Here is a 20,951-nt window from a genome sequence, read left to right on the forward strand (position 1 = left end):
CGGCCAGCAGGCGGGGCCAGCCTCCCGGGCCGTACCCCTGCAGCGGATTGATGACGGCGCGCGGGGATCCGCCGCTGCCAAGGTGGCGCAGGAATGCCGGTCCGTTGCGGTAGGCCGACCAGGCGGAGGTGCCCGGCAAGCCGGTCACAGCCGGCGCGGCCTCCCCGCCCGAGACTGTGCCCGGATCGGCCGGTGCCGGTTCCCCGCCATCCTGCACAGCGGCGGCGGGAAACTCCTTATCCAGGCGGGCCACCCTGGGCGGCACGGCAAGGCGGAGCACATCGCTGAGTGTGCCCGCGTACCGGGCGGCCACCGCGGCGGCAAGATCCCGGACAGCGGGGGTCAGCACCGGAACTGGTGAAACCACCTTGGCCAGCGGCAACAGGGTGGTGCCGGCGTCGGATTCGGCGAGCCGTTCCAGCAGGAAACCGGCCAGGTCCTGGCCGTTGAAGCTGACCTTCACCCGGACACCCGGCCGTGCTTCATCGTCCATGCTGGCCGGAACCGCGTAATCGAACGGCCGGTCCAGGTGCGGCAGCGAGGATTCCACCAGCACACGGGCCACGGGAAGCGCGGCAGCCATAGCTGCGCCGCCGGGCAGCTTCCGCGATGGAAAGCCCTGGAGCAGGGAGGGCTGGACGGCCTGTCCCCCCGCACTGGAAAGGCCGGGTCCCGGCTGGGAGGATCTGTCACCAACCACTGCGGCCCCCTCCATTCAGCCTTCGTCCGGACATGGCAAGCCAAGCACCGGCCACTGACATTCGGGCTGCCGGAAGTGGCCTAGGCGTTGAAGAACGCTTTCAGCTCGTCCACGCGGTCCAGCCGTTCCCAGGTGAAGTCGGGCTCGTCACGGCCAAAGTGCCCGTGGGCCGCGGTCTTGGCGTAGATGGGCCGCTTCAGGTCAAGGGCGTCGATGATGGCGCGGGGGCGCAGGTCGAAGATTTCGGCGATCGCGGCGCTGATCCGGGCGGGGTCAACTGTTTCGGTGCCGAAGGTCTCCACGTACGTGCCCACCGGGCGGGCCTGGCCGATGGCGTAGGCGATCTGTATTTCCGCGCGCTTGGCAAGTCCGGCGGCCACCACGTTCTTGGCGACCCAGCGCATGGCATAGGCGGCGGAGCGGTCCACCTTGGACGGGTCCTTGCCCGAGAAGGCGCCGCCGCCGTGCCGGGCCATGCCGCCATAGGTGTCCACGATAATCTTGCGGCCGGTCAGGCCGGCATCGCCCACCGGGCCGCCGATAACGAATTCCCCGGCCGGGTTCAGGATGTTCCTGGCGCGGGAGATGTCCAGGTTGGCCCCGGCAAGAACAGGCTCGATGACCACGGCCGCGAGGTCGGCGCGGAGCTGGTCCAGGCTTGCGCCTTCAGCATGCTGGCTGGAGATGACCACGGTTTCCACCGAGACGGGAAGGTCGCGGTCGTATCCCACGGTGACCTGGGTTTTGCCGTCCGGCCGAAGGTACGGCAGTTCGCCGGACTTCCGGACCTCGGTGAGCCGCTCGGACAGGCGGTGCGCAAGCCAGATCGGCGTGGGCATGTAGGAGGGTGTTTCGTCGCTGGCGTAGCCGAACATCAGGCCCTGGTCGCCTGCGCCCTGCAGGTCGTAATCGTCCTCCTGGCGCCCCTCGCGGGCTTCCAGGGAGTTGAAGACGCCGCCGGCGATGTCGTTGGACTGCTGGCCGATGGACACCGAGACGCCGCAGCGGGCGCCGTCGAAGCCGTTGGCGGACGAGTCGTAACCGATGCGAGGATGGTCTCCCGGACGATCTGCGGGATCTCCACGTAGGCGTCGGTGGTGACTTCGCCTGCCACATGCACCAGGCCGGTGGTGGCCATGGTTTCCACGGCTACCCTGGATTCCGGGTCTGCCGCCAGCAGGGCGTCAAGGATGGCGTCACTGATCTGGTCGCAGATCTTGTCCGGGTGGCCTTCGGTGACCGACTCGGACGTGAAGAGCCGGAGCGCCGTGGGCGTGGCCGCGGAGGTCTGGGGAAGGTGCAGGGGTAAAGTCACTCAACTACCTTACTGGTTGGAGCACGTTGGCCCCGCGGGAGATGTCTTCCCGCGAAGCAAACGTGGCGCGGAACACTCAGGCCCGGGGTGAAACAGAGTTCAGTTCAAAGCCGATGCGGTTGATGATGGCCTCGGAAACCTCTGCCTTGGTCCCCGAGGCCTCCTGTGGTTCGGAGCCGGAACGGGCCAGGATGACCACGGAGTTGGTGTCCTGGCCGAACACCTTGTCCGAGCCGACGTGGTTGACCACCAGGAGGTCGCAGCCCTTGCGCTGCAGCTTTGCCTCGGCGTAGGCCAGGACGTCTCCATGGCTGTCGCCGGTCTCGGCGGCAAATCCGACGATCAGGCGCTGGCGCGCTTCATCCCCCGCGGCGTTCCGGACTTCAACCAGTTCATGCAGGATGTCCGGGTTGCGGACGAGGGTGATGACGGGATCGGCGCTGTCATCACGTTTCTTGATTTTCGTGTCGGAGACCACGGCCGGCCGGAAGTCGGCGACGGCGGCAGACATGATGACGACGTCGGAGTCCGCGGCCGCCGCCAGGGCGGCTTCGCGCAGCTGGAGTGCCGTCTCGACCGTCACTACTTCAACGCCGGCGGGCGGCGGGACTTCCATGTGGGCTGCCAGCAGGCGCACGGTCGCCCCGGCATTGCGGGCGGCCACGGCCAGGGCCACGCCCTGCTTGCCGGAGGACCGGTTGCCGAGGAAGCGCACGGGGTCCAGGGGTTCGCGGGTGCCGCCGGCGCTGATGGTGACGGTCCGGCCCGCCAGCGGCAGCTGGAAGTCGGTCTGTCCCTGCACGAGTGCCATGGCGGCGTCGAAGATCACCTGCGGCTCCGGCAGCCGCCCGGGGCCCGAGTCGGCACCGGTCAACCGCCCGGTGGCAGGCTCCAGGACGGCTGCGCCGCGGCCACGGAGGGTTTCCACGTTGGCGCGGGTGGCGGCATGCTGCCACATCTCGGTGTGCATGGCCGGGGCGAACAGGACCGGGCCGCGGGCCATAAGGAGCGTGTTGGTAAGGAGGTCGCCGGCCTGTCCTGTCGCGGCCTTGGCCAGGAGGTCGGCCGTGGCCGGTGCAACCACCACAAGGTCGGCCTCGTGGCCAAGGCGGACGTGGTTGACCTGGTGGACGTCGTCGAAAACGCTGTTGCTGACCGGGTTCCCGGACAGCGCCTCCCAGGTGGCTGTACCCACGAAGCGGGTGGACGCTCCGTGGGAATGACGGTCACTTGGTGGCCGGCTTCAGTAAAAAGCCGGAGGAGCGATGCCACCTTGTAGGCGGCAATCCCTCCCCCGACTCCGAGGACTATGCGCACGTGACCTCCGTCAACAGCAAGTCAGTTCAGCGGCAAATTACTCTGCGGCTTGGATCGGCGTGGAAACCAGCTTGCCTTCGTTGATCTCGCGCAGGGCGATCGAGAGCGACTTCTCGTTCAGCTTGGTGTCGACCAGGGGGCCGACGTACTCGAAGAGGCCCTCGTGCAGCTGGGCGTAGTAAGCGTTGATCTGACGAGCACGCTTGGCACCGAAGATCACCAGGCCGTACTTGGAATCGGCTGCTTCAAGCAGCGAGTCGATCGGCGGGTTGATGATGCCTTCAAGGTTCGTGGACACGAATTCTCCAAATTCCTAGCGGGCTGACGGTTCCGGCAGGTGCGGATGCGGGGTCAGCCCCATGAGTGAAACTAGCTCGTCCGCTGCCCGGCGGACGTCGTCGTTGATGACGGTGTGGTCGAACTCCGGTTCAGCAGCAAGTTCCAGTTTAGCGGTTTCCAGGCGCCGCTGCTGTTCCTCCGGCGTTTCGGTGCCGCGGCCCACCAGCCGGCGGACCATTTCGTCCCAGGTGGGCGGGGCCAGAAAGACAAACTGGGCGTCCGGGACGGCCGCCTTGACCTGCCGCGCACCCTGCAGGTCGATTTCCAGGAGCACGGAACGGCCCTCGGCGATTGCCTTGTCCACCGTGCTCTTGAGCGTGCCGTAGGTGTTCTGGCCATGGACCACTGCCCATTCCAGCAGCTCACCGTCCGCGATGAGCTGCTCGAACTCCTCCTTGGATTTGAAGAAGTAGTGGACGCCGTCCACTTCGCCGGGCCGTGGAGCCCTGGTGGTGGCCGAGACGGACAGCCAGACCTCGGGGTAGTTGTCGCGGATGTAGGTGGACACGGTGCCTTTGCCAACAGCCGTCGGACCAGCGAGGACTGTCAGTCCAGGTTTCTTGCTCACGTATTCCTTTGCCGAAGTTCGGGGATGGGCGGGGTGCGTGCCGCCCTAATGCTCGTCTATAAAATCTACCAGCGCCCGGCGCTGGTGGACGCCCAGCCCGCGGACCCTGCGGGAGGTGGCGATGCCCAGTTGCTCCATGATGGCCGCGGCCCGGACCTTGCCGATCCCGGGCAGCGCCTCGAGAAGCTCGGAGACCCGCATCCGCGCCAGGGCGTCGTCCTCCATGGCGGAGTTGATGATGTCCGCCGCGGACCTCTTGCCGTTCTTCAGGCTTTCCTTGGCCGCCGCGCGGGTGGCCCGGGCGGCAGCCGCCTTGTTCAGGGCGTCAGCCCGTTCCGATGCGGTCAAAGGTCGCAGCACCATGGCAGACACCCCCGGATTCGGCGGATTCGTTCAAGGGCGGCCGCCCTTGAACCTGTCCCTGAAACTACCCTTTGGTGCGGCCTGAATCAATGCATCCGGGCAAACGGAACGTTATTCGCCGCGCAGCCCGTCCAGCGTCCGCAGGGCCGCCTCCCGGAGTCCGCCAAGCCCCGGGCCCGCAGCCAGGATGTCCCGGCTGGAAGTCCCCAGGACCTGGGGGTAGGCCGTTCCGAACGTTGCCCGGAGATCTGCCGGGGTGGCCCCCTGGGCCCCCAGCCCGGGGGCGAGGATGGGACCGTGCACTGCCGCAAGATCCATCCCGAGGTCGGCCAGGGCGCTGCCCACTGTCGCGCCGACCACCAGTCCTACGGATCCGAGCGCACCGGGGTAGCGGGTGTTCTCGGCAGCAGCGGCCGAGGCAATCCTGCGGGCCACGGACTCCGCTCCCCCCACGTGCTGGACGGACGGGCCCTCCGGGTTGGAGGTGAGGGCGAGGACGAAAACTCCTCGTCCGGTCTCCGCCGCAAGGTCCAGCGCCGGGCGGAGCGATTCAAAGCCCAGGTAGGGGCTGAGCGTCACCGAGTCGGCCGCCAGCGGTGAGCCGTCGCGGAGCCAGGCGTCCGCGTAGGCGGCCATGGTGGAGCCGATGTCACCGCGTTTGGCGTCGGCAATTGTCAGTACCGATTCGTCGCGGGCGGCGGCGAGGAGTTCTTCGAGCACAGCCATGCCCGCCGAGCCGTGCCGCTCAAAGAGCGCCACCTGCGGCTTGACCGCGGCAGCGAGGGAAGCCACCGCCTCCAAAACGGTGAGCGAAAAGCTCCTCAGCCCGGCGGCGTCGTCGTCCAGTCCCCAGCTCTTCAGCAGTGCGGGGTGCGGATCAATTCCGACGCAGAGGGGGCCACGGGCGGCCATGGCGGCACCCAGCCGGGAGCCGAATGACTCCCGGCCGGTGCCGGATACCTGCCCGGCAGCGGATACCTGCTCAGGCATTCTGCAGGGCCGCCTTCTGCGATTCAGCCAGGGCGGCGGCGTGCTCCTGCAGGCTGGTGACCGACCACTCGTAGGTGCGCATGGCCTCGATGGCCTGGACCGCGGCGTTGAACTCGGCCACCGTGGTGATGCAGGGAATGCCGATGGACGTGGCCGCGGCGCGCAGCTCGTAGCCGTCGCTGCGGGCCTCGCCGCCGGACGGCGTGTTGAAGACCATGTCGATCTCGCCGGCAACCACCAGGTCGGCGATGGTGCCCTCGCCTTCGGCGCTGCTCCCTTCGGCGACCTTGCGGACCGGCGTGGCCTGGATGCCGTTGCGGCGCAGGACATCGGCGGTGCCGCCGGTCGAGACGATTTCGAAACCGAGGTCCGAGAGCCGCTTGACGCCCATGATGACGGAGCGCTTGTCGCGGTTGGCCACGGAGACGAAGACCTTGCCCTCGGTGGGCAGCGCGTTGTTGGCGCCGGCCTGGCTCTTGGCGAAGGCGGTGTCGAAGTGCTTGTCGATGCCCATGACCTCGCCGGTGGACCGCATTTCCGGGCCGAGGAGGGAATCCACGACCTTGCCTTCGAGCGTCCGGAAGCGGCTGAAGGGCAGGACGGCTTCCTTGACGGCCACCGGCGCGTCCAGCGGCAGTGTGGACCCGTCGCCGGACTCGGGCAGCATCTTGTAGGCGCTGCGGAGCTGGTTGATGGTCACCCCGGTGCCGATCAGGGCTGCGGCCTTGGCCATCTGGACGCCCGTTGCCTTGGACACGAACGGAACCGTGCGGGATGCGCGGGGGTTGGCTTCGAGGACGTACAGGACGTCCGAGGCCAGCGCGAACTGGATGTTGATCAGGCCCCGCACGCCCACGCCTTCCGCGATGGCGCGGGTGGCGGTGCGCACGCGCTCGATGACGTTGCTGCCCAGCGTGATGGGCGGCAGGACGCAGGCGGAGTCGCCGGAGTGGATGCCGGCTTCCTCGATGTGCTCCATGATGCCGCCGAGGTACATGTCGGTGCCGTCGAAGAGGGCGTCGACGTCGATCTCGACGGCGTCCTCGAGGAAGCGGTCGATCAGGACCGGGTGGTCCGGGGTGATCTCGGTGGCGTTGGCGATGTAGCGGGAGAGGTTGGCTTCGTCGTAGACGATTTCCATGCCGCGGCCGCCCAGGACGTAGGACGGGCGGACCAGCACGGGGTAGCCGATTTCGTCGGCGATCTTCTTGGCGTCCTCGAAGGACACGGCGGTGCCGTTCTTCGGGGAGACGAGGCCTGCCTTGTCCAGGACCCGCGCGAACGCTCCGCGGTGCTCTGCCAGGTCGATGGCTTCCGGGGAGGTGCCGAGGATCGGAACCCCTGCGTCGGCGAGCTGCTGTGCGAGCTTCAGCGGGGTCTGGCCGCCGAGCTGGACGAACACGCCCATGACGCCGCCGGTCCGCTCCTCAGCCGCGATGACCTCAAGCACGTCCTCGAGCGTCAGCGGCTCGAAGTACAGGCGGGTGGAGATGTCGTAGTCGGTGGAGACGGTTTCCGGGTTGCAGTTGACCATGACTGTCTCGTAGCCGGCCTTGCGCAGTGCCATGGAGGCGTGCACGCAGGAGTAGTCGAACTCGATGCCCTGGCCGATCCGGTTGGGCCCGGAGCCCAGGATGAGGATGGACGGCTTGGAGTGCAGCGCCACCTCGTCCTCTTCGTCGTACGCCGAGTAGTGGTACGGGGTGTAGGCGGCGAATTCGGCGGCGCAGGTGTCCACCGTCTTGTAGACCGGGCGGATGCCGAGGGCCTGGCGGACGCCGCGGACCACGGCCTCGGAGTTGTGCGTGAGCGATCCGATCTGCTCGTCCGAGAAGCCGTGGCGCTTGGCTCGCTGCAGCATCTCCTTGGTGAGAGCACCGGCCTGGCGGATCTCGCGGGAGATCTCGTTCAGCAGCTGGAGCTGGTCGAGGAACCACGGTCGATCTTGGTGGCTTCGAACAGCTGCTCCACGGTGGCACCGCCCAGGAGGGCGCGCTGGACCTGGTGCAGGCGCTCCGTGGTGGGGCGCTTGGCCTTTTCGATGAGCTCGGCGACTTCCCATTCGGGGACGCTGCTGAAGTCCAGCTGCGAGCCCTTCTGCTCGAGGGAGCGCAGGGCCTTCTGCAAGGCTTCGGTGAAGTTGCGGCCCATGGCCATCGCTTCGCCCACCGACTTCATGGTGGTGGTCAGCGTGTTGTCCGCCGCGGGGAACTTCTCGAACGCGAACCGGGGCACCTTGACCACGACGTAGTCGAGGGTGGGCTCGAAGGACGCGGGCGTCTTCTGGGTGATGTCGTTCGGGATCTCGTCCAGGGTGTAGCCGAGCGAGAGCTTGGTGGCGATCTTGGCGATGGCGAAGCCGGTGGCCTTGGACGCCAGGGCGGACGACCGGGAAACCCGGGGGTTCATTTCGATGACCACCACGCGGCCCGTGGCGGGGTCGATGGCGAACTGGATGTTGCAGCCGCCGGTGTCCACGCCCACTTCGCGGATGACGGCGATGGCGACGTCGCGCAGCTTCTGGTACTCGCGGTCGGTCAGGGTCAGCGCGGGGGCCACGGTGATGGAGTCGCCGGTGTGGACGCCGACCGGATCGAAGTTCTCGATGGAGCAGACGACAACCACGTTGTCGTTCTTGTCCCGCATCATCTCGAGCTCGTATTCCTTCCAGCCGAGGATGCTCTCTTCGAGCAGGACCTCGCTGGTGGGGCTGTACTGCAGACCCTGGCCGACGATGCGGCGCAGGTCGTCCTCGTTGTAGGCCAGGCCGGAGCCCAGGCCGCCCATCGTGAAGGAGGGGCGGACAACCATCGGGTAGCCGAGGTCGCCGGCGGCCTCGAGCGCCTCGTCCATGGTGTGGATGATGTGGCTGCGGGCGGACTCAGCGCCGCAGCGCTCCACCACGCCCTTGAACTTTTCGCGGTCCTCGCCGAGCTCGATGGCGGCGATGTTGGCGCCGATGAGTTCCACGTTGTACTTCTCGAGCACGCCGTTCTTGTCCAGCGCGATAGCGGTGTTCAGCGCAGTCTGGCCGCCCAGGGTGGGCAGGACGGCGTCCGGACGCTCCTTGGCGATGATCTTCTCCACCACCTCGGGGGTGATGGGCTCGATGTAGGTGGCGTCCGCGAACTCGGGGTCGGTCATGATGGTGGCCGGGTTGGAGTTCACCAGGATGACCCGCAGGCCCTCCTCCTTGAGGACGCGCAGCGCCTGCGTGCCGGAGTAATCGAATTCGGCGGCCTGGCCGATGACGATGGGTCCGGATCCGATGACCAGGACGCTCTTCAGGTCTGTTCTCTTGGGCATTACTTCTTGTCCTCAGTCTTGTCGGTGCCCTGCTGGGCGGCGTCGCGGTCGATCGGGTTATGCACGGAGTCCACGGGTTCCTTGGAGAGGTTGGCGGTGCGGCCGTCACGGGTGCCCGCCATCAGTTCGATGAAGCGGTCGAAGAGGTAGGCAGCGTCGTGCGGGCCGGCTGCGGCTTCGGGGTGGTACTGCACGGAGAACGCGGGGATGTCCAGGCAGGCGAGGCCTTCGACGACGTCGTCGTTGAGGCTGACGTGGCTGACCTCGACGCGCCCGTAGCGCTCCTCCGGAGCCTGGGTGGCGCCGTCGAGCGGTGCGTCCACGGCAAAGCCGTGGTTCTGGGAGGTGATCTCCACCTTGCCGGTGCGGCGGTCCATGACAGGCTGGTTGATGCCGCGGTGGCCGTAGCGGAGCTTGTAGGTGCCGAAGCCGAGCGCCCGGCCCAGGATCTGGTTGCCGAAGCAGATACCGAAGTAGGGCAGCTTTTCGTCCAGTACTGAGCGGAGCAGCTTGACCTGGGTTTCGGCGGTGGCGGGATCTCCGGGGCCGTTGGACATGAAGAAGCCGTCCGGGTTTACGGCCTTGACGTCCTCGAGGGTGGCGGTGGCGGGCAGGACGTGGACGCGGACGCCGCGTTCGGCGAACCGGACCGGGGTCATGGCCTTGATACCGAGGTCGATCGCGGCGATGGTGAAACGGGGGTCGCCGTCCCAGCCGTGGTCCTTGGGCTCCACGACGTACGCCTCATCCACGCTGACCTCCTCGGCCAGGCGGGCGCCTTCCATGGGGGCGCTGGCCAGGACGGCGTCAAGGAGTTCCTTGTCGGTTGCCTGGCTGCCTCGCCGGAGAAGATGCCGGCCCGCATGGTCTTGTGCTCACGCAGGTGGCGGGTGATGGCGCGGGTGTCCACGCCCTGGATGCCGACGATTCCCTGCTCCACCAGTTCCTCGTCGAGGGAGCGTTCGGACCGCCAGTTGGACGGCCGGCGCGCGGCGTCCCTGACGATGTAGCCCGCCACCCAGATGCGGCGGGACTCGGCGTCCTCGCTGTTGACGCCGGTGTTGCCGATGTGCGGCGCGGTCTGGACAACCAGCTGCCGGGCGTAGGAGGGGTCCGTAATGGTTTCCTGGTACCCGGTCATGCCGGTGGCGAAGACTGCTTCGCCCAGCGCCGTTCCGGTGGCGCCGTAGCTGGTTCCGCGGAAGATGCGGCCGTCTTCGAGGACGAGGGCTGCCGGAGCGGAGGTAGTTGCTGTCACTGTATTCGCTTTCACTGCTGGGTCTGTGGCTGCTGGTGTGTTTGCTGCGGGCATATCCGTCACTGTCTTACTTTCCACTGTTGGCGCCTGCGGCCGGGGCTGAGGAGATCAATTCCTGGAGTGCCGCGTAGAGCGTGTCCTTGTCCGCGGCGCGGCGGGTGCGGAACCCGGTGTCCAGCTCGTGGGAGCCGTGCAGCCAGGTCAGCACCAGCAGGCCGTCCTTCTCGACGAACTTTCCGGCCATCCCGCTGTCCTGCCGGGCGCCGCCAAGCGCGGCGGCGGGAATGTACAGCGCCGGGGCGCCGGAGCGGTCGAAGAGGACGCCGTGGGGGTACACCGAGAGGGTTGCGTTGGTGCGGATGCCAAGGCCGTGCACGGCGATCCGGTCCAGCCAGTCGCCGCCGGTGGTGGTGGCAACGTACTGGCCTTCGGCCGTGGTGATCGGCTCGCCGGGCGCCGCGGGCACGGGAGGCAGCTGTTCGACGTCGGACTGGCGCTTCAGGCGGTTCCGCCAGCCGATGGCGAGCAGGACGAAGACGACGGCGATGACCGCCAGCATCGCCAGTCCGGGGAGGATTTTGTCCATCAGGCGGCGCCTGCCGGAGCGGCTGCGTACGGGTAGGGGGTGTTGAGTTCGCCGTCCAGGACGGTGGGGTGCCCCTTGAAGAACGTGGCCACCACCTTGCCGGGCAGTTCGCGGCCCTTGAACGGCGAGTTCCGTCCCATGGTGGCCATCCGGTACGGGTCCACGGTCCAGCGTGCCGCCGGGTCCACCAGGATGACGTTGGCGGGCTCCCCTGCCTCCAGCGGACGGCCCTGGTCACCGAGGCGGCCGATCCTGGCAGGTGTGGTGGAGGTGACCCGGGCGAAGTCGGCCCAGCCCATCAGGCCGGTTTCGATCATGGTGTGCTGCACCACGGACAGGGCTGTTTCCAGTCCGGTCATGCCCATGGCTGCCTGCGCCCACTCGCATTCCTTGTGCTCGCTGGGGTGCGGCGCGTGGTCGGTACCCACGACGTCGATGGTGCCGTCAGCCAGCCCGGCGCGCAAGGCCTGGACGTCTGCGTCGGTGCGCAGCGGCGGGTTGACCTTGAAGACGGGATCGTAGCTGCGGACCAGGTCATCCGTGAGCAGCAGGTGGTGCGGCGTAACCTCGGCGGTGACGTCGATCCCGCGTTCCTTGGCCCAGCGGATGATGTCCACCGATCCGGCGGTGGACACATGGCAGACGTGCAGGCGCGAGCCGACGTGCTGGGCCAGCAGGACGTCGCGGGCGATGATGCTTTCCTCGGCGACGGCCGGCCATCCGGTCAGGCCCAGGACGGCTGAGACTTCGCCTTCATTCATCTGGGCGCCGGCGGTGAGGCGGGGCTCCTGCGCGTGCTGGGCCACTACGCCGTCGAACGCCTTGACGTATTCCAGTGCGCGGCGCATCAGTACGGGGTCGTGGACGCAGATGCCGTCGTCGGAGAACATCCGGACCCGGGCACGGGAGTCTGCCATGGCACCGAGTTCGGCGAGCTGCTCGCCGGCGAGGCCCACGGTGACGGCACCGACGGGCCGCACATCAACCCAGCCGGCGGTTCGGCCAAGGGTGTAGACCTGCTCCACCACACCGGCGGTGTCCGCCACGGGGGTGCTGTTCGCCATTGCGTGCACGGCGGTGTAGCCGCCCAGTGCCGCGGCGCGGGTTCCCGTTTCCACGGTCTCCGCGTCCTCCCGGCCGGGCTCACGGAGGTGCGTGTGCACATCAACCATGCCCGGCAGGGCCACCAGGCCGGCGGCGTCGATGACTGTCGCGTCCCCCGCGGACAGGCCGGTCCCGGTTTCGGCGATGACGCCGTCCCGGATCAGCAGGTCCGCCGGTTCGCCGCCCAGGATCGAGGCTCCGCGGATCAGATAGGTTCCGGTGTTGCCTGCCATCAGTTGCTCTCCTTGGTCTGGGCGGTGCCGGCCGTGGCCAGGACCGGTTGGGCTGGTTCACGGGTGTCCCCGGAGAGCAGCAGGTACAGGGCGGCCATCCGCACGGACACGCCGTTCCGGACCTGGGCCAGGACGGTGGACCGGGGCGAATCGGCGGCGGCCGCGGAAATCTCCAGGCCGCGGTTCATGGGGCCCGGGTGCATGATGATGGTGTCCTTCATGCCGAGGCGGTCCAGCGCCCGCAGGCGGTTGTCGTCGAAGCCCCAGCGCCTCGAGTATTCGCGGGTGCTGGGGAAGAAGGAGGCGTTCATCCGTTCACCCTGGACCCGGAGCATCATGACGGCGTCCACGCCCTGCGCCAGCGTGTCGTCCAGGTTGTAGCTGACCTTGCAGGGCCATTTTTCGACGCCGATGGGCAGCAGGGTGGGCGGTGCCACCAGCGTGACCTCCGCGCCGAGGGTGCGGAGGAGCCAGACGTTGGAGCGGGCCACCCGGGAATGCAGGACGTCGCCGGCGATGGCCACGCGCATCCCTTTCAAGTCGGCGCCCTCGGAGCCGGTGCCGGACAGCCGCGCCCAGTGCCGGCGCATGGTGAACGCGTCAAGCAGCGCCTGGGTTGGGTGCTCGTGGGTGCCGTCGCCGGCGTTGATGACGGCGGCGTCGATCCAGTCCGTCGCGGCGAGGCGATGCGGGGCGCCGGAGGCCCAGTGGCGGATGACGACGGCGTCCGCGCCCATCGCGGACAGGGTCTGGGCCGTGTCCTTCAGGGACTCGCCCTTGGACACCGATGATCCCTTGGCGGCGAAGTTGATGACATCCGCGGAGAGGCGCTTGGCGGCGGCTTCGAACGAGATGCGGGTGCGGGTGGAGTCTTCGAAGAAGAGGTTCACCACGGTGCGGCCGCGCAGCGCGGGCAGCTTCTTGACTTCGCGGTCGCCCACGGCCGCCATCTCTTCGGCGGTGTCCAGGATGCTGATGGTATTGGAACGGCTAAGGTCCTGGGTGGAGAGCAGGTGCTTCACGAGCCGCCTTCAATCACTACTTCGTTGGTGGGGGCGCCGCCGGGGGGCGTGTCCGTTTCTTCGAGCCGGACCCGGACCTTCTCGGAGGAGGACGTGGGAAGGTTCTTGCCCACATGGTCGGCGCGGATGGGCAGTTCACGGTGGCCGCGGTCGATGAGCACGGCCAGCCGGACAATGCGGGGACGGCCCAGATCGATGAGTGCGTCCAGCGCGGCGCGGATGGTGCGGCCCGAATAGAGGACGTCGTCGATCAGGACCACGACTTTGTTGTCGATGCCGGTGCGTGGCAGTTTGGTGGGATAGGGCGGCCGGGTTCCCTGGTGGGAGAGGTCGTCACGGAACATGGTGACGTCGAGCTGGCCGACGATTGCCGCGGCATCAACAGAGCTGTCCGCGGCCGCGATTTTTTCGGCGAGCCGGACTGCCAGCGGGTAGCCCCGGCGCGGGATGCCCAGCAGGACCAGGTCCTTGGACCCCTTGTTGGCCTCAAGGATCTCATGGGCGATACGAGTGAGCGCACGGTCAATGTCAGCCGAATTCAGGACTGTCCTGGCTGGAACCGGTGCGCTGGTGACAGAAGTCAACGCTCGTCTCCCCTTTCCCCGCCTCACAGGACGGAATTAAAAAAGGATCATGTGCGGTTCCAAAATTACCACACGGCGTTCCGCGGACCGGCGCCGGCGGAACGCGGCGATGGTCACATCCGGGGCCGCCGCGGGGTAAGGATCCTTGGACGGGCGGCACGGCACACCTAGGCTTTCGGGTATGTCGACGCATCCCCGCCAGCCATCGCCCGGGCGCCCTGAAGATCCCTACTCCGGCCCTGCCTCCCCGCTCCCCCGCCAGGCAAATCCGAGCTGGATGGGACACGTGCAGCCGGAGAACTACCGGCCGGCGCCGGGACACTACGGCGGGCCGGTGGAGGCGGTACTGCCGCCGCAGGTGCAGGGAACCGCGCTGCGGGCGGCACGGACCAGCGGCGGACTGCTTGGTCTGACGGTGGCCGGCGGCGCCCTCGCGTTCCTCAGCCTGTTCCTGGTGGTGCCCTTCCTGCTGTCCAATACGGGCACAGCCGGCTTCCTGATCGGGTTCCTGGCCTCGCTGCTGCCGCTCTCGGTGGTGCTGCTGGCCGTCTATGTCATCGACAAGTGGGAGCCCGAGCCGAAGCGGCTGCTCTTCTTCGCCTTCACGTGGGGCGCCGCGGTGTCCATCGCCGCCACCCTCCTGATCCAGCCCTTCTTCGTCCTGGCCTTCCAGTTTTCCGACATCCCGGACCTGCAGACCTACATGGCCACCGTCCAGGCGCCCATCGTGGAGGAATTCGCCAAGTCCCTGGGCCTGCTCCTGCTGCTCCTCCTTGCCCGGCGGCATTTCGACGGGCCGGTGGACGGGGTGGTGTTCGCGTTCACGATCGCCGGCGGGTTCGCATTCACCGAGAACATCCTCTATTTCGGCCGGGCCATCGCCGAATCGGCCAGCCCGGCCAGCGAGTTCGCCCAGGTGTTCTTCCTGCGGGGCGTGATGTCGCCCTTTGCCCATGCCATCTTCACTGGCACGACAGGCTGATCATGGGCTTCGCCGCCCGGCGCTGGCATGCGGGGGCTTCCGTGGCGGCCTTCATTGTGGGGCTGCTGCCTGCAATGTTCCTGCATAACCGCTGGAACAGCATGGGCCAGGGTTTCCTGCTGGACTATGTCTTTGTCCAGGTGCCCATCTTCTTCCTGGCCGTGGCGGGGATCGTCCTGCTGCGCGTTGCCGAGAAGAGGCTGACGCGGCAGCGGCTGCTGGAATACTCCGCTGCCGGCTGGTTCACCACGGCCGAGGTGGAACTCCTGGCCACGCTCGGGGGCCGCCGCACCGTGCTGAACTGGGCCGGCAGCTATGGCCGGAAACGGCAGATGAAGGAATTCCTGAAGGCGGCCACCCGGCTGGCCAACACCCGCCAGCGGATCCTCAGCGGCCGTGACGTCCCGCTGCACCAGGCTGAAGAGCGGCAGCAGCTGCAGCACATCCTGGCCCTCCGCGCAGCGGTGGCGTCGTAAAGGCCGGCACTAACACGGCGTCCAGGGCCGTAGCGGCCAGGCTGTCAGGCCAGCCAGCGCCACCAGCGTGACGGCTCGGGGTCCGGCACCGGTTCCGGCTCCGGCTCCGGCGCTTCGCCCAGGGCCAGTGCGGCCTCGACGATGTCATCCGCAGTGAGCGTCATGACGGCCTCACGATCGAGCTCGTCGAGACTTAGTTCCTTGTCGCGCGAGAGCCTCAGCGCCTGGCGGTTGAGCGCCTGCTCGAACAGTGTGCGGGCGAACCGTGCGTTGCCGGAGTCCTCGCTCGCGTGCAGGCCGGTGAAGATGCGGCGCAGCATCTCGTCCGCCCCCGGCTCCAGCGTGTACTCGTGCTGGGCCAGCATCTGGTGGAAGATCGTCTGGAGTGCCTCGACAGAGTAATCGGGAAACGTGATCTCGCGGGCGAACCGGGAACGCAGGCCGGGGTTCGAGAGCAGGAAGGACTCCATCAGCCGCGGATACCCCGCCACGATCACCACCAGGCGGTGGCGGTGGTCCTCCATCCGCTTGAGCAGGACCTCGATCGCCTCGGGCCCGAAATCCATCCGGCCGTCCTCCGGGGCCAGCGCATAGGCCTCATCGATGAACAAAACGCCGTCCAGTGCACGCCGGATCACCCGGTCTGTCTTGATGGCGGTGGCGCCGACATATTGCCCCACCAGGCCCGAACGGTCCACCTCGACCAGGTGGCCCTTCTGCAGCAGTCCGACCGCCCGGTACATCTCGGCCAGGAGCCGCGCCACGGTGGTCTTGCCCGTGCCCGGGTTTCCGAGGAACACCAAGTGCTGTGATGTGGCCACCTCCGGCAGGCCGTGCGCCTTACGGCGGGCCTGGACCTGGAGCAGTGCGACGAGGGCCCGGACCTGTTCCTTCACGGTCTCCAGTCCGACCAGCGCGTCGAGCTCGGCCTGCACCTCGGACAGCGGACGGGCAGGCCCGGGCTTCGGACCGATGAGATCACCGACGAGGTCGTCGACGCGCTCCGAACCGGGCAGCTTGAGCTGATCGGCCAGATGGCCGATGGTTTCGCGCAGGTCGTCGAGCGGATGGCGGCTGGGAGCCATGCATCCACTGTAGTACGCGATTCCCGGCCGCGGTTCAGCGCTGCTCCCCAAGCAACGGATTGCCCTTAAACAGGAAACTGCTCCCCGTCAGCCGGAACTGAATTTTCAGTCCAACTTTCGGGGAGCAGTTCACGCTGTTCGTGGGGGCCGGCCCGTACGGCATAATGAGCCCGGCGCGGCTGCTAGGCGAGTAGCGACGGCTTCAGCTGCTGCAGGCGGCCCAGGAGCCGTTGATGAACTGGGGCGACTCATCGGTGGACAGCGTCTTGGCCAGCGCCACGGCCTCGCTGACCGCCACACCGTCCGGGACGTCGTCGTTGTAGAGCAGTTCCCAGGTGCCGATGCGCAGGATGGCCCGGTCCACGGAAGGCATCCGTTCCAGGCTCCAGCCCTGGGAATAGGTCTCCAGGAACTCGTCGATCGCGGCCTGCTGCGACACCACGCCCTCGACAATTTCCACGGTGTACGGATTGACGATCTGGTCAGTCTTTTCCCGGCGCGCCCGCAGGACGTCGAAGGGTGAGACCGAGCGCTGCTCGGCCTCGAAAAGAACATCCAGTGCCCTGCTGCGGGCTTTACCGCGTGCGCTCACTACTCAGAGACCCGGCCGAGGTAGCTGCCGTCGCGGGTGTCCACCTTGACCTTGGTGTTGTTCTCGATGAAGAGCGGGACCTGGATCTCGTAGCCGGTTTCCAGGGTGGCCGGCTTGGTGCCTGCCGAGGAGCGGTCGCCCTGCAGGCCCGGCTCGGTGTAGGTGATTTCCAGCACGACGCTCGGCGGCAGTTCGATGTACAGCGGGGTGCCGTCGTGGATGGCGATGTTGACCATCTGGTTCTCGAGCATGAAGTTGGTGGCGTCGCCAACGGTGGCTCCGGAGACCGTGATCTGGTCGTAGTCGGAGGTGTCCATGAACACGAAGTCGGCACCGTCCTGGTAGAGGTACTGGTAGTCGCGGCGGTCCACGGTGGCGGTCTCGATCTTGAGGCCGGCGTTGAACGTCTTGTCCACAACCTTGCCGGACATCACGTTCCGCATCTTGGTCCGCACGAAGGCGCCACCCTTGCCCGGCTTGACGTGCTGGAATTCGATGACGTTCCAGAGCTGGCCCTCGAGCTTAAGGACCGTTCCGTTCTTGATGTCGTTAGTGGTTGCCACTGGTTTCCTCTGGTTTCTCTGTCTGGCAGGTTGGTCAGACGTTCTATGCCGGCCGGGCAGGCCAGACGGCCCGCCGGCGCGTGTTTGTCAAAAATCGCGCGGTTCGGAAAAAATCCAAGAACCATTCTACCGGTAATCCGCCGGCAGGTTTCCCCGGAGCGGGGCGGGGGCAGTTCAGCAGGCCAGTTCCAGGACGTCCCGCGCCCGCTGGAGGGCCACCGTGGACGAGTAGATCAGGGCCGCGTCAGCCGATTCCGCCACCCGCAGGTCGAGTGCACGCGTGAAGGATTCCACCGCCGCGGACGTCTGGCCTGCGCTGTACTGGGTCTTGCCCAGGAACTGCAGCACGAGTGCTTCGCGGGGTGTTCCCTGCACCTCGCTGAGGAGCTGGCGGAAGAGCTCCACCGCGCGGTCCGGGCGGTTGGAGACCCGGAGCACTTCGGCTTCGAAGGCGCGCAGCCGGAAGGACTCCGGATCCCGGAACCGTGCTTCAGCGAGAAGCTCGGCGGCTTCGGAGGCGTGGCCCTCCACCAGCAGGACAAAGATATGGTCCGCGGGGTCGGTGGACGCGGCCAGTGCTTCGCGGCAGGCATCCTCGTTCACGATTGCCGGCAGCAGTGTTTCCGGATTGATCCTGATCCCGGGGAAGCCGGCCTCCGGCCAGTCTGCTGTTCCCGTCATGCCGCCCGCCATCAGGAGGCAATCTCCTGGTAGGCGGCGAACAGGAGCGAGGTATCCGGAACGTCCAGGATTCCCGGCTTCGCCACTCCGTCGAGCACGACGAACCGCAGCAGGTCACCGCGCGATTTCTTGTCCCGGCGCATACCGTCCAGCAGGCCCTGCCACCGGTCGCGGCGGTACGTGACGGGCAGGCCCAGCCCTTCCAGGATGGTGCGGTGCCGGTCTGCGTCGCGTCACTGAGCCGTCCCACGCTGCGCGCCAGTTCGGCGGCGAACATCATGCCCACGGACACGGCCGCGCCGTGCCGCCAGGAGTAGCGTTCCACCAGTTCGATGGCGTGGCCAAGGGTGTGCCCGTAGTTGAGGATCTCCCGCAGACCGGACTCTTTCAGGTCCTCGGAGACTACCTTTGCCTTGACGGCGATGGCCCGCTCGATCAGTTCCCGGATGGCCTCGGAGTGCGGGTCAACAACAGCCGCGGTGTCCCGCTCCACCAGGTCCAGGATGGCGGGATCGGCGATGAAGCCGCATTTGATGACCTCGGCCATTCCGGAAATGATTTCGTTCCTGGGCAGCGTGTCCAGGGTGTCCAGGTCGGCCAGGACCGCCGCCGGCGGGTGGAACGCGCCCACCAGGTTCTTGCCCTCGGCGGTGTTGATGCCGGTTTTTCCACCCACGGAGGCGTCCACCATGCCGAGCAGGCTGGTGGGCATGTGGATGACCTTCACCCCGCGCAGCCAGGTGGCAGCCACAAAGCCGGCCAGGTCAGTCACAGCGCCGCCACCGACCGCGACGATGGCGTCGGAACGGGTGAAATCGTTCTGGCCAAGGACCTGCCAGCAGAAGGCGGCAACCTGGATGTGCTTGCCTTCCTCCGCATCCGGGATTTCGGCTGTCAGGGCGGTGAAACCGGCCTCGGCCAGTTCGTCGCGGACCGTGTCGCCGGTGAGGCGCAGGGCGCGCGGGTGGATAACGAGCACGCGCCGGACACGCTCACCCAGCCGCCCGGGAAGTTCGCCGAGCAGGCCCCGCCCCACGACGACGTCGTAATTGTCGGCGGCGGATTCACCGGTGACTTTGATCACTGTTGATGAAGTGTTCACTGTTCAACTTCCTGTTTGGCAGCTGCGTAGGTCCGCAGTGCTGCTTCGAGCCGTTCGCCCAGTTCGGCAACCGAACCGTGGCGAACGTCCAGGGTGATATCTGCAAGCCGTTCGTAGACGGGCTTGCGGGTGGCGAACATGGCCGTCCAGCGGCCCATGGCGTCCCCGGCCAGCAGCGGACGCCCGGAGTTGCGGGCGATGCGGCTGGCGACAGTTTCGGCATCGCATTCCAGGTACACCACGGTGCAGCGGCTGATCAGCTGCTGGGTTCCGGAGTCAAGGACTGCACCGCCGCCGAGTGAGATGACCGTCGCGGTTCCCTGCGCAGCTTCGACGGCGGCGGCGACTGTCCGGGCTTCGATTTCCCGGAAGGCATGCTCGCCGCGGCCGGCGAAGATCTCGGCGATGGAGCCGTGTCCGGCGACAATGACGGCGTCGGTGTCAACGAAGGGGGCATGGAGCTGCTGGGCCAGCTGCTGCCCGATGGCCGATTTGCCCACGGCCATGGGACCGATCAGGACAATCGGCCGGTCGCCGACTGGACCTGTATTGCTGCGGTGCGGCACTACTGGCCGATCGAGTCCAGGGACGCCGGAATGCTGTCCAGGTAACCCTTGATGTTGCGGGCGGTCTCGGCCACGGAGTCGCCGCCGAACTTCTCGGCGACGGCTTCGGCCAGGACCAGGGCCACCATGGCTTCGGCCACGACCCCTGCGGCGGGGACGGCACAGACGTCCGAGCGCTGGTGGTGCGCCTTCGCGGGCTCGCCGGTGCTGACGTCGATGGTCTTCAGGGCGCGGGGCACGGTGGCGATCGGCTTCATGGCAGCACGGACGCGCAGGACGTCGCCGATGCTCATGCCGCCTTCGATGCCGCCGGCGCGGTTGCTGGCGCGGACGATCCGGCCGGCGTCGTCGCGGACAATTTCGTCGTGGGCGGCTGAACCGCGGCGCGCGGCGGTGCGGAAGCCGTCACCGACCTCCACTCCCTTGATGGCCTGGATGCCCATCAGGGCGGCGGCGAGCCGGGAGTCGAGGCGGCGGTCCCAGTGCACGTAGCTGCCCAGTCCCGGGGGAAGGCCGTAGGCAAGGACTTCCACCACGCCGCCAAGGGTTTCGCCTTCCTTGTGGGCGGCATCCACTTCGGCCACCATGGCGTCGGAGGTTTCGCGGTCGAAGCAGCGCAGCGGATCGGCGTCGAGGGCGATGACGTCGGCGGGGACAGGCAGCGGACGGCCTTCCGGAACCGTCACGCTTGCGATGGACACGGTGTGGCTGACCAGTTCGATCCCGAGGTGCTTGAGGAACCGGGCCGCCACGGTGCCCATGGCCACGCGCGTGGCGGTTTCGCGGGCGCTTGCGCGTTCCAGCACGGGACGTGCCTCGTCGAAGCCGTACTTCTGCATGCCGGTGAAGTCGGCGTGCCCCGGGCGGGGGCGGGTGAGCGGGGCGTTGCGGGCCTGGTCGGCGAGCAGTGCGGGGTCCACGGGGTCCGCGGACATGATCTGCTCCCACTTGGGCCATTCGGTATTGCCCACCTGGATGGCCACGGGGCCGCCCTGGGTGATGCCGTGGCGGACGCCACCGAGGATGGTGACAACGTCCTGCTCGAACTTCATGCGCGCGCCACGGCCGTAGCCCAGCCGGCGGCGTGCCAAGGAGTCTGCGATGTGCCCGCTGGTGATTTCCACACCGGCGGGGACGCCTTCAATAATTCCCATCAGAGCCGGACCATGGGATTCACCGGCAGTCAACCAACGCAACATATCTTCCATCCTGCCACGGG

The 20,951-nt window shown here is 67.5% G+C and carries 14 protein-coding genes and 7 pseudogenes; 1 reads left to right on the plus strand and 20 read right to left on the minus strand.

Annotated features, from left to right (window positions below; genetic code table 11):
- From G205_RS07280 to pyrR, 13 genes and pseudogenes are all read right to left on the minus strand, one after another.
- Positions 1-715: primosomal protein N' family DNA-binding protein (locus tag G205_RS07280; RefSeq protein ID WP_009357410.1), on the minus strand; the 715-nt coding region annotated here is incomplete at its 3' end.
- Between the two features lie 65 nt (positions 716-780).
- A pseudogene (gene metK / locus G205_RS07285) lies at positions 781-2,015 on the minus strand (methionine adenosyltransferase).
- A 76-nt stretch (positions 2,016-2,091) separates the two neighbouring features.
- A pseudogene (gene coaBC / locus G205_RS07290) lies at positions 2,092-3,332 on the minus strand (bifunctional phosphopantothenoylcysteine decarboxylase/phosphopantothenate--cysteine ligase CoaBC).
- Between the two features lie 37 nt (positions 3,333-3,369).
- Positions 3,370-3,630: a DNA-directed RNA polymerase subunit omega gene (gene rpoZ / locus G205_RS07295; RefSeq protein WP_009357412.1), complete on the minus strand. Its 261-nt coding sequence runs from the start codon at positions 3,628-3,630 to the stop codon at positions 3,370-3,372.
- 15 nt (positions 3,631-3,645) lie between these two features.
- Positions 3,646-4,239, minus strand: coding sequence for a guanylate kinase (gene gmk / locus G205_RS07300; RefSeq protein ID WP_009357413.1), 594 nt, complete (start codon positions 4,237-4,239; stop codon positions 3,646-3,648).
- Between the two features lie 45 nt (positions 4,240-4,284).
- Complete coding sequence (mihF, locus tag G205_RS07305) at positions 4,285-4,602, minus strand: integration host factor, actinobacterial type (RefSeq protein ID WP_200859145.1); 318 nt, start codon at positions 4,600-4,602, stop codon at positions 4,285-4,287.
- A gap of 111 nt (positions 4,603-4,713) precedes the next feature.
- Positions 4,714-5,592 (minus strand): orotidine-5'-phosphate decarboxylase, encoded by an 879-nt coding sequence (pyrF, locus tag G205_RS07310; protein WP_009357415.1) that lies wholly within the window; start codon positions 5,590-5,592, stop codon positions 4,714-4,716.
- A pseudogene (carB, locus tag G205_RS07315) lies at positions 5,585-8,898 on the minus strand (carbamoyl-phosphate synthase large subunit). Before carB ends, pyrF begins: the two are co-directional and overlap by 8 nt.
- Positions 8,898-10,210: pseudogene (gene carA / locus G205_RS07320) on the minus strand (glutamine-hydrolyzing carbamoyl-phosphate synthase small subunit). Before carA ends, carB begins: the two co-directional pseudogenes overlap by 1 nt.
- A 13-nt stretch (positions 10,211-10,223) precedes the next feature.
- Complete coding sequence (locus G205_RS07325) at positions 10,224-10,742, minus strand: PH-like domain-containing protein (protein WP_009357416.1); 519 nt, start codon at positions 10,740-10,742, stop codon at positions 10,224-10,226.
- Positions 10,742-12,079, minus strand: coding sequence for a dihydroorotase (locus G205_RS07330; protein ID WP_009357417.1), 1,338 nt, complete (start codon positions 12,077-12,079; stop codon positions 10,742-10,744). Before G205_RS07330 ends, G205_RS07325 begins: the two co-directional genes overlap by 1 nt.
- Complete coding sequence (locus tag G205_RS07335) at positions 12,079-13,101, minus strand: aspartate carbamoyltransferase catalytic subunit (RefSeq protein ID WP_009357418.1); 1,023 nt, start codon at positions 13,099-13,101, stop codon at positions 12,079-12,081. Before G205_RS07335 ends, G205_RS07330 begins: the two co-directional genes overlap by 1 nt.
- Positions 13,098-13,685, minus strand: a complete 588-nt coding sequence (gene pyrR / locus G205_RS07340) for a bifunctional pyr operon transcriptional regulator/uracil phosphoribosyltransferase PyrR (protein ID WP_009357419.1) — start codon at positions 13,683-13,685, stop codon at positions 13,098-13,100. Before pyrR ends, G205_RS07335 begins: the two co-directional genes overlap by 4 nt.
- Before the next feature lie 181 nt (positions 13,686-13,866).
- Between pyrR and G205_RS07345 the strand changes: the two are divergent.
- A pseudogene (locus G205_RS07345) lies at positions 13,867-15,143 on the plus strand (PrsW family intramembrane metalloprotease).
- A 44-nt stretch (positions 15,144-15,187) separates the two neighbouring features.
- Here G205_RS07345 and G205_RS07350 read toward each other — a convergent pair.
- The 7 genes and pseudogenes from G205_RS07350 to aroC form a co-directional block, all read right to left on the minus strand.
- The gene (locus G205_RS07350; RefSeq protein ID WP_009357420.1) at positions 15,188-16,228 is read right to left on the minus strand and encodes an AAA family ATPase; all 1,041 of its coding nucleotides are present in this window, start codon (positions 16,226-16,228) and stop codon (positions 15,188-15,190) included.
- A 182-nt stretch (positions 16,229-16,410) separates the two neighbouring features.
- Positions 16,411-16,820: pseudogene (gene nusB / locus G205_RS07355) on the minus strand (transcription antitermination factor NusB).
- Positions 16,820-17,383 (minus strand): elongation factor P, encoded by a 564-nt coding sequence (efp, locus tag G205_RS07360; protein WP_009357422.1) that lies wholly within the window; start codon positions 17,381-17,383, stop codon positions 16,820-16,822. The pseudogene nusB and the gene efp overlap by 1 nt, the downstream one beginning before the upstream one ends.
- A 174-nt stretch (positions 17,384-17,557) precedes the next feature.
- Positions 17,558-18,076: a tetratricopeptide repeat protein gene (locus G205_RS07365; protein ID WP_009357423.1), complete on the minus strand. Its 519-nt coding sequence runs from the start codon at positions 18,074-18,076 to the stop codon at positions 17,558-17,560.
- Positions 18,076-19,166: pseudogene (aroB, locus tag G205_RS07370) on the minus strand (3-dehydroquinate synthase). Before aroB ends, G205_RS07365 begins: the two are co-directional and overlap by 1 nt.
- Positions 19,163-19,732, minus strand: a complete 570-nt coding sequence (locus tag G205_RS07375) for a shikimate kinase (protein WP_009357425.1) — start codon at positions 19,730-19,732, stop codon at positions 19,163-19,165. Before G205_RS07375 ends, aroB begins: the two are co-directional and overlap by 4 nt.
- On the minus strand, positions 19,732-20,931 hold the full coding sequence (gene aroC / locus G205_RS07380; protein ID WP_035752338.1) for a chorismate synthase: 1,200 nt from the start codon (positions 20,929-20,931) through the stop codon (positions 19,732-19,734). The genes G205_RS07375 and aroC overlap by 1 nt, the downstream gene beginning before the upstream one ends.
- Positions 20,932-20,951: the final 20 nt, after the last annotated feature.

The sequence above is a fragment of the Arthrobacter nitrophenolicus genome (genome assembly GCF_000332815.1).
GTDB lineage: Bacteria > Actinomycetota > Actinomycetes > Actinomycetales > Micrococcaceae > Arthrobacter > Arthrobacter nitrophenolicus.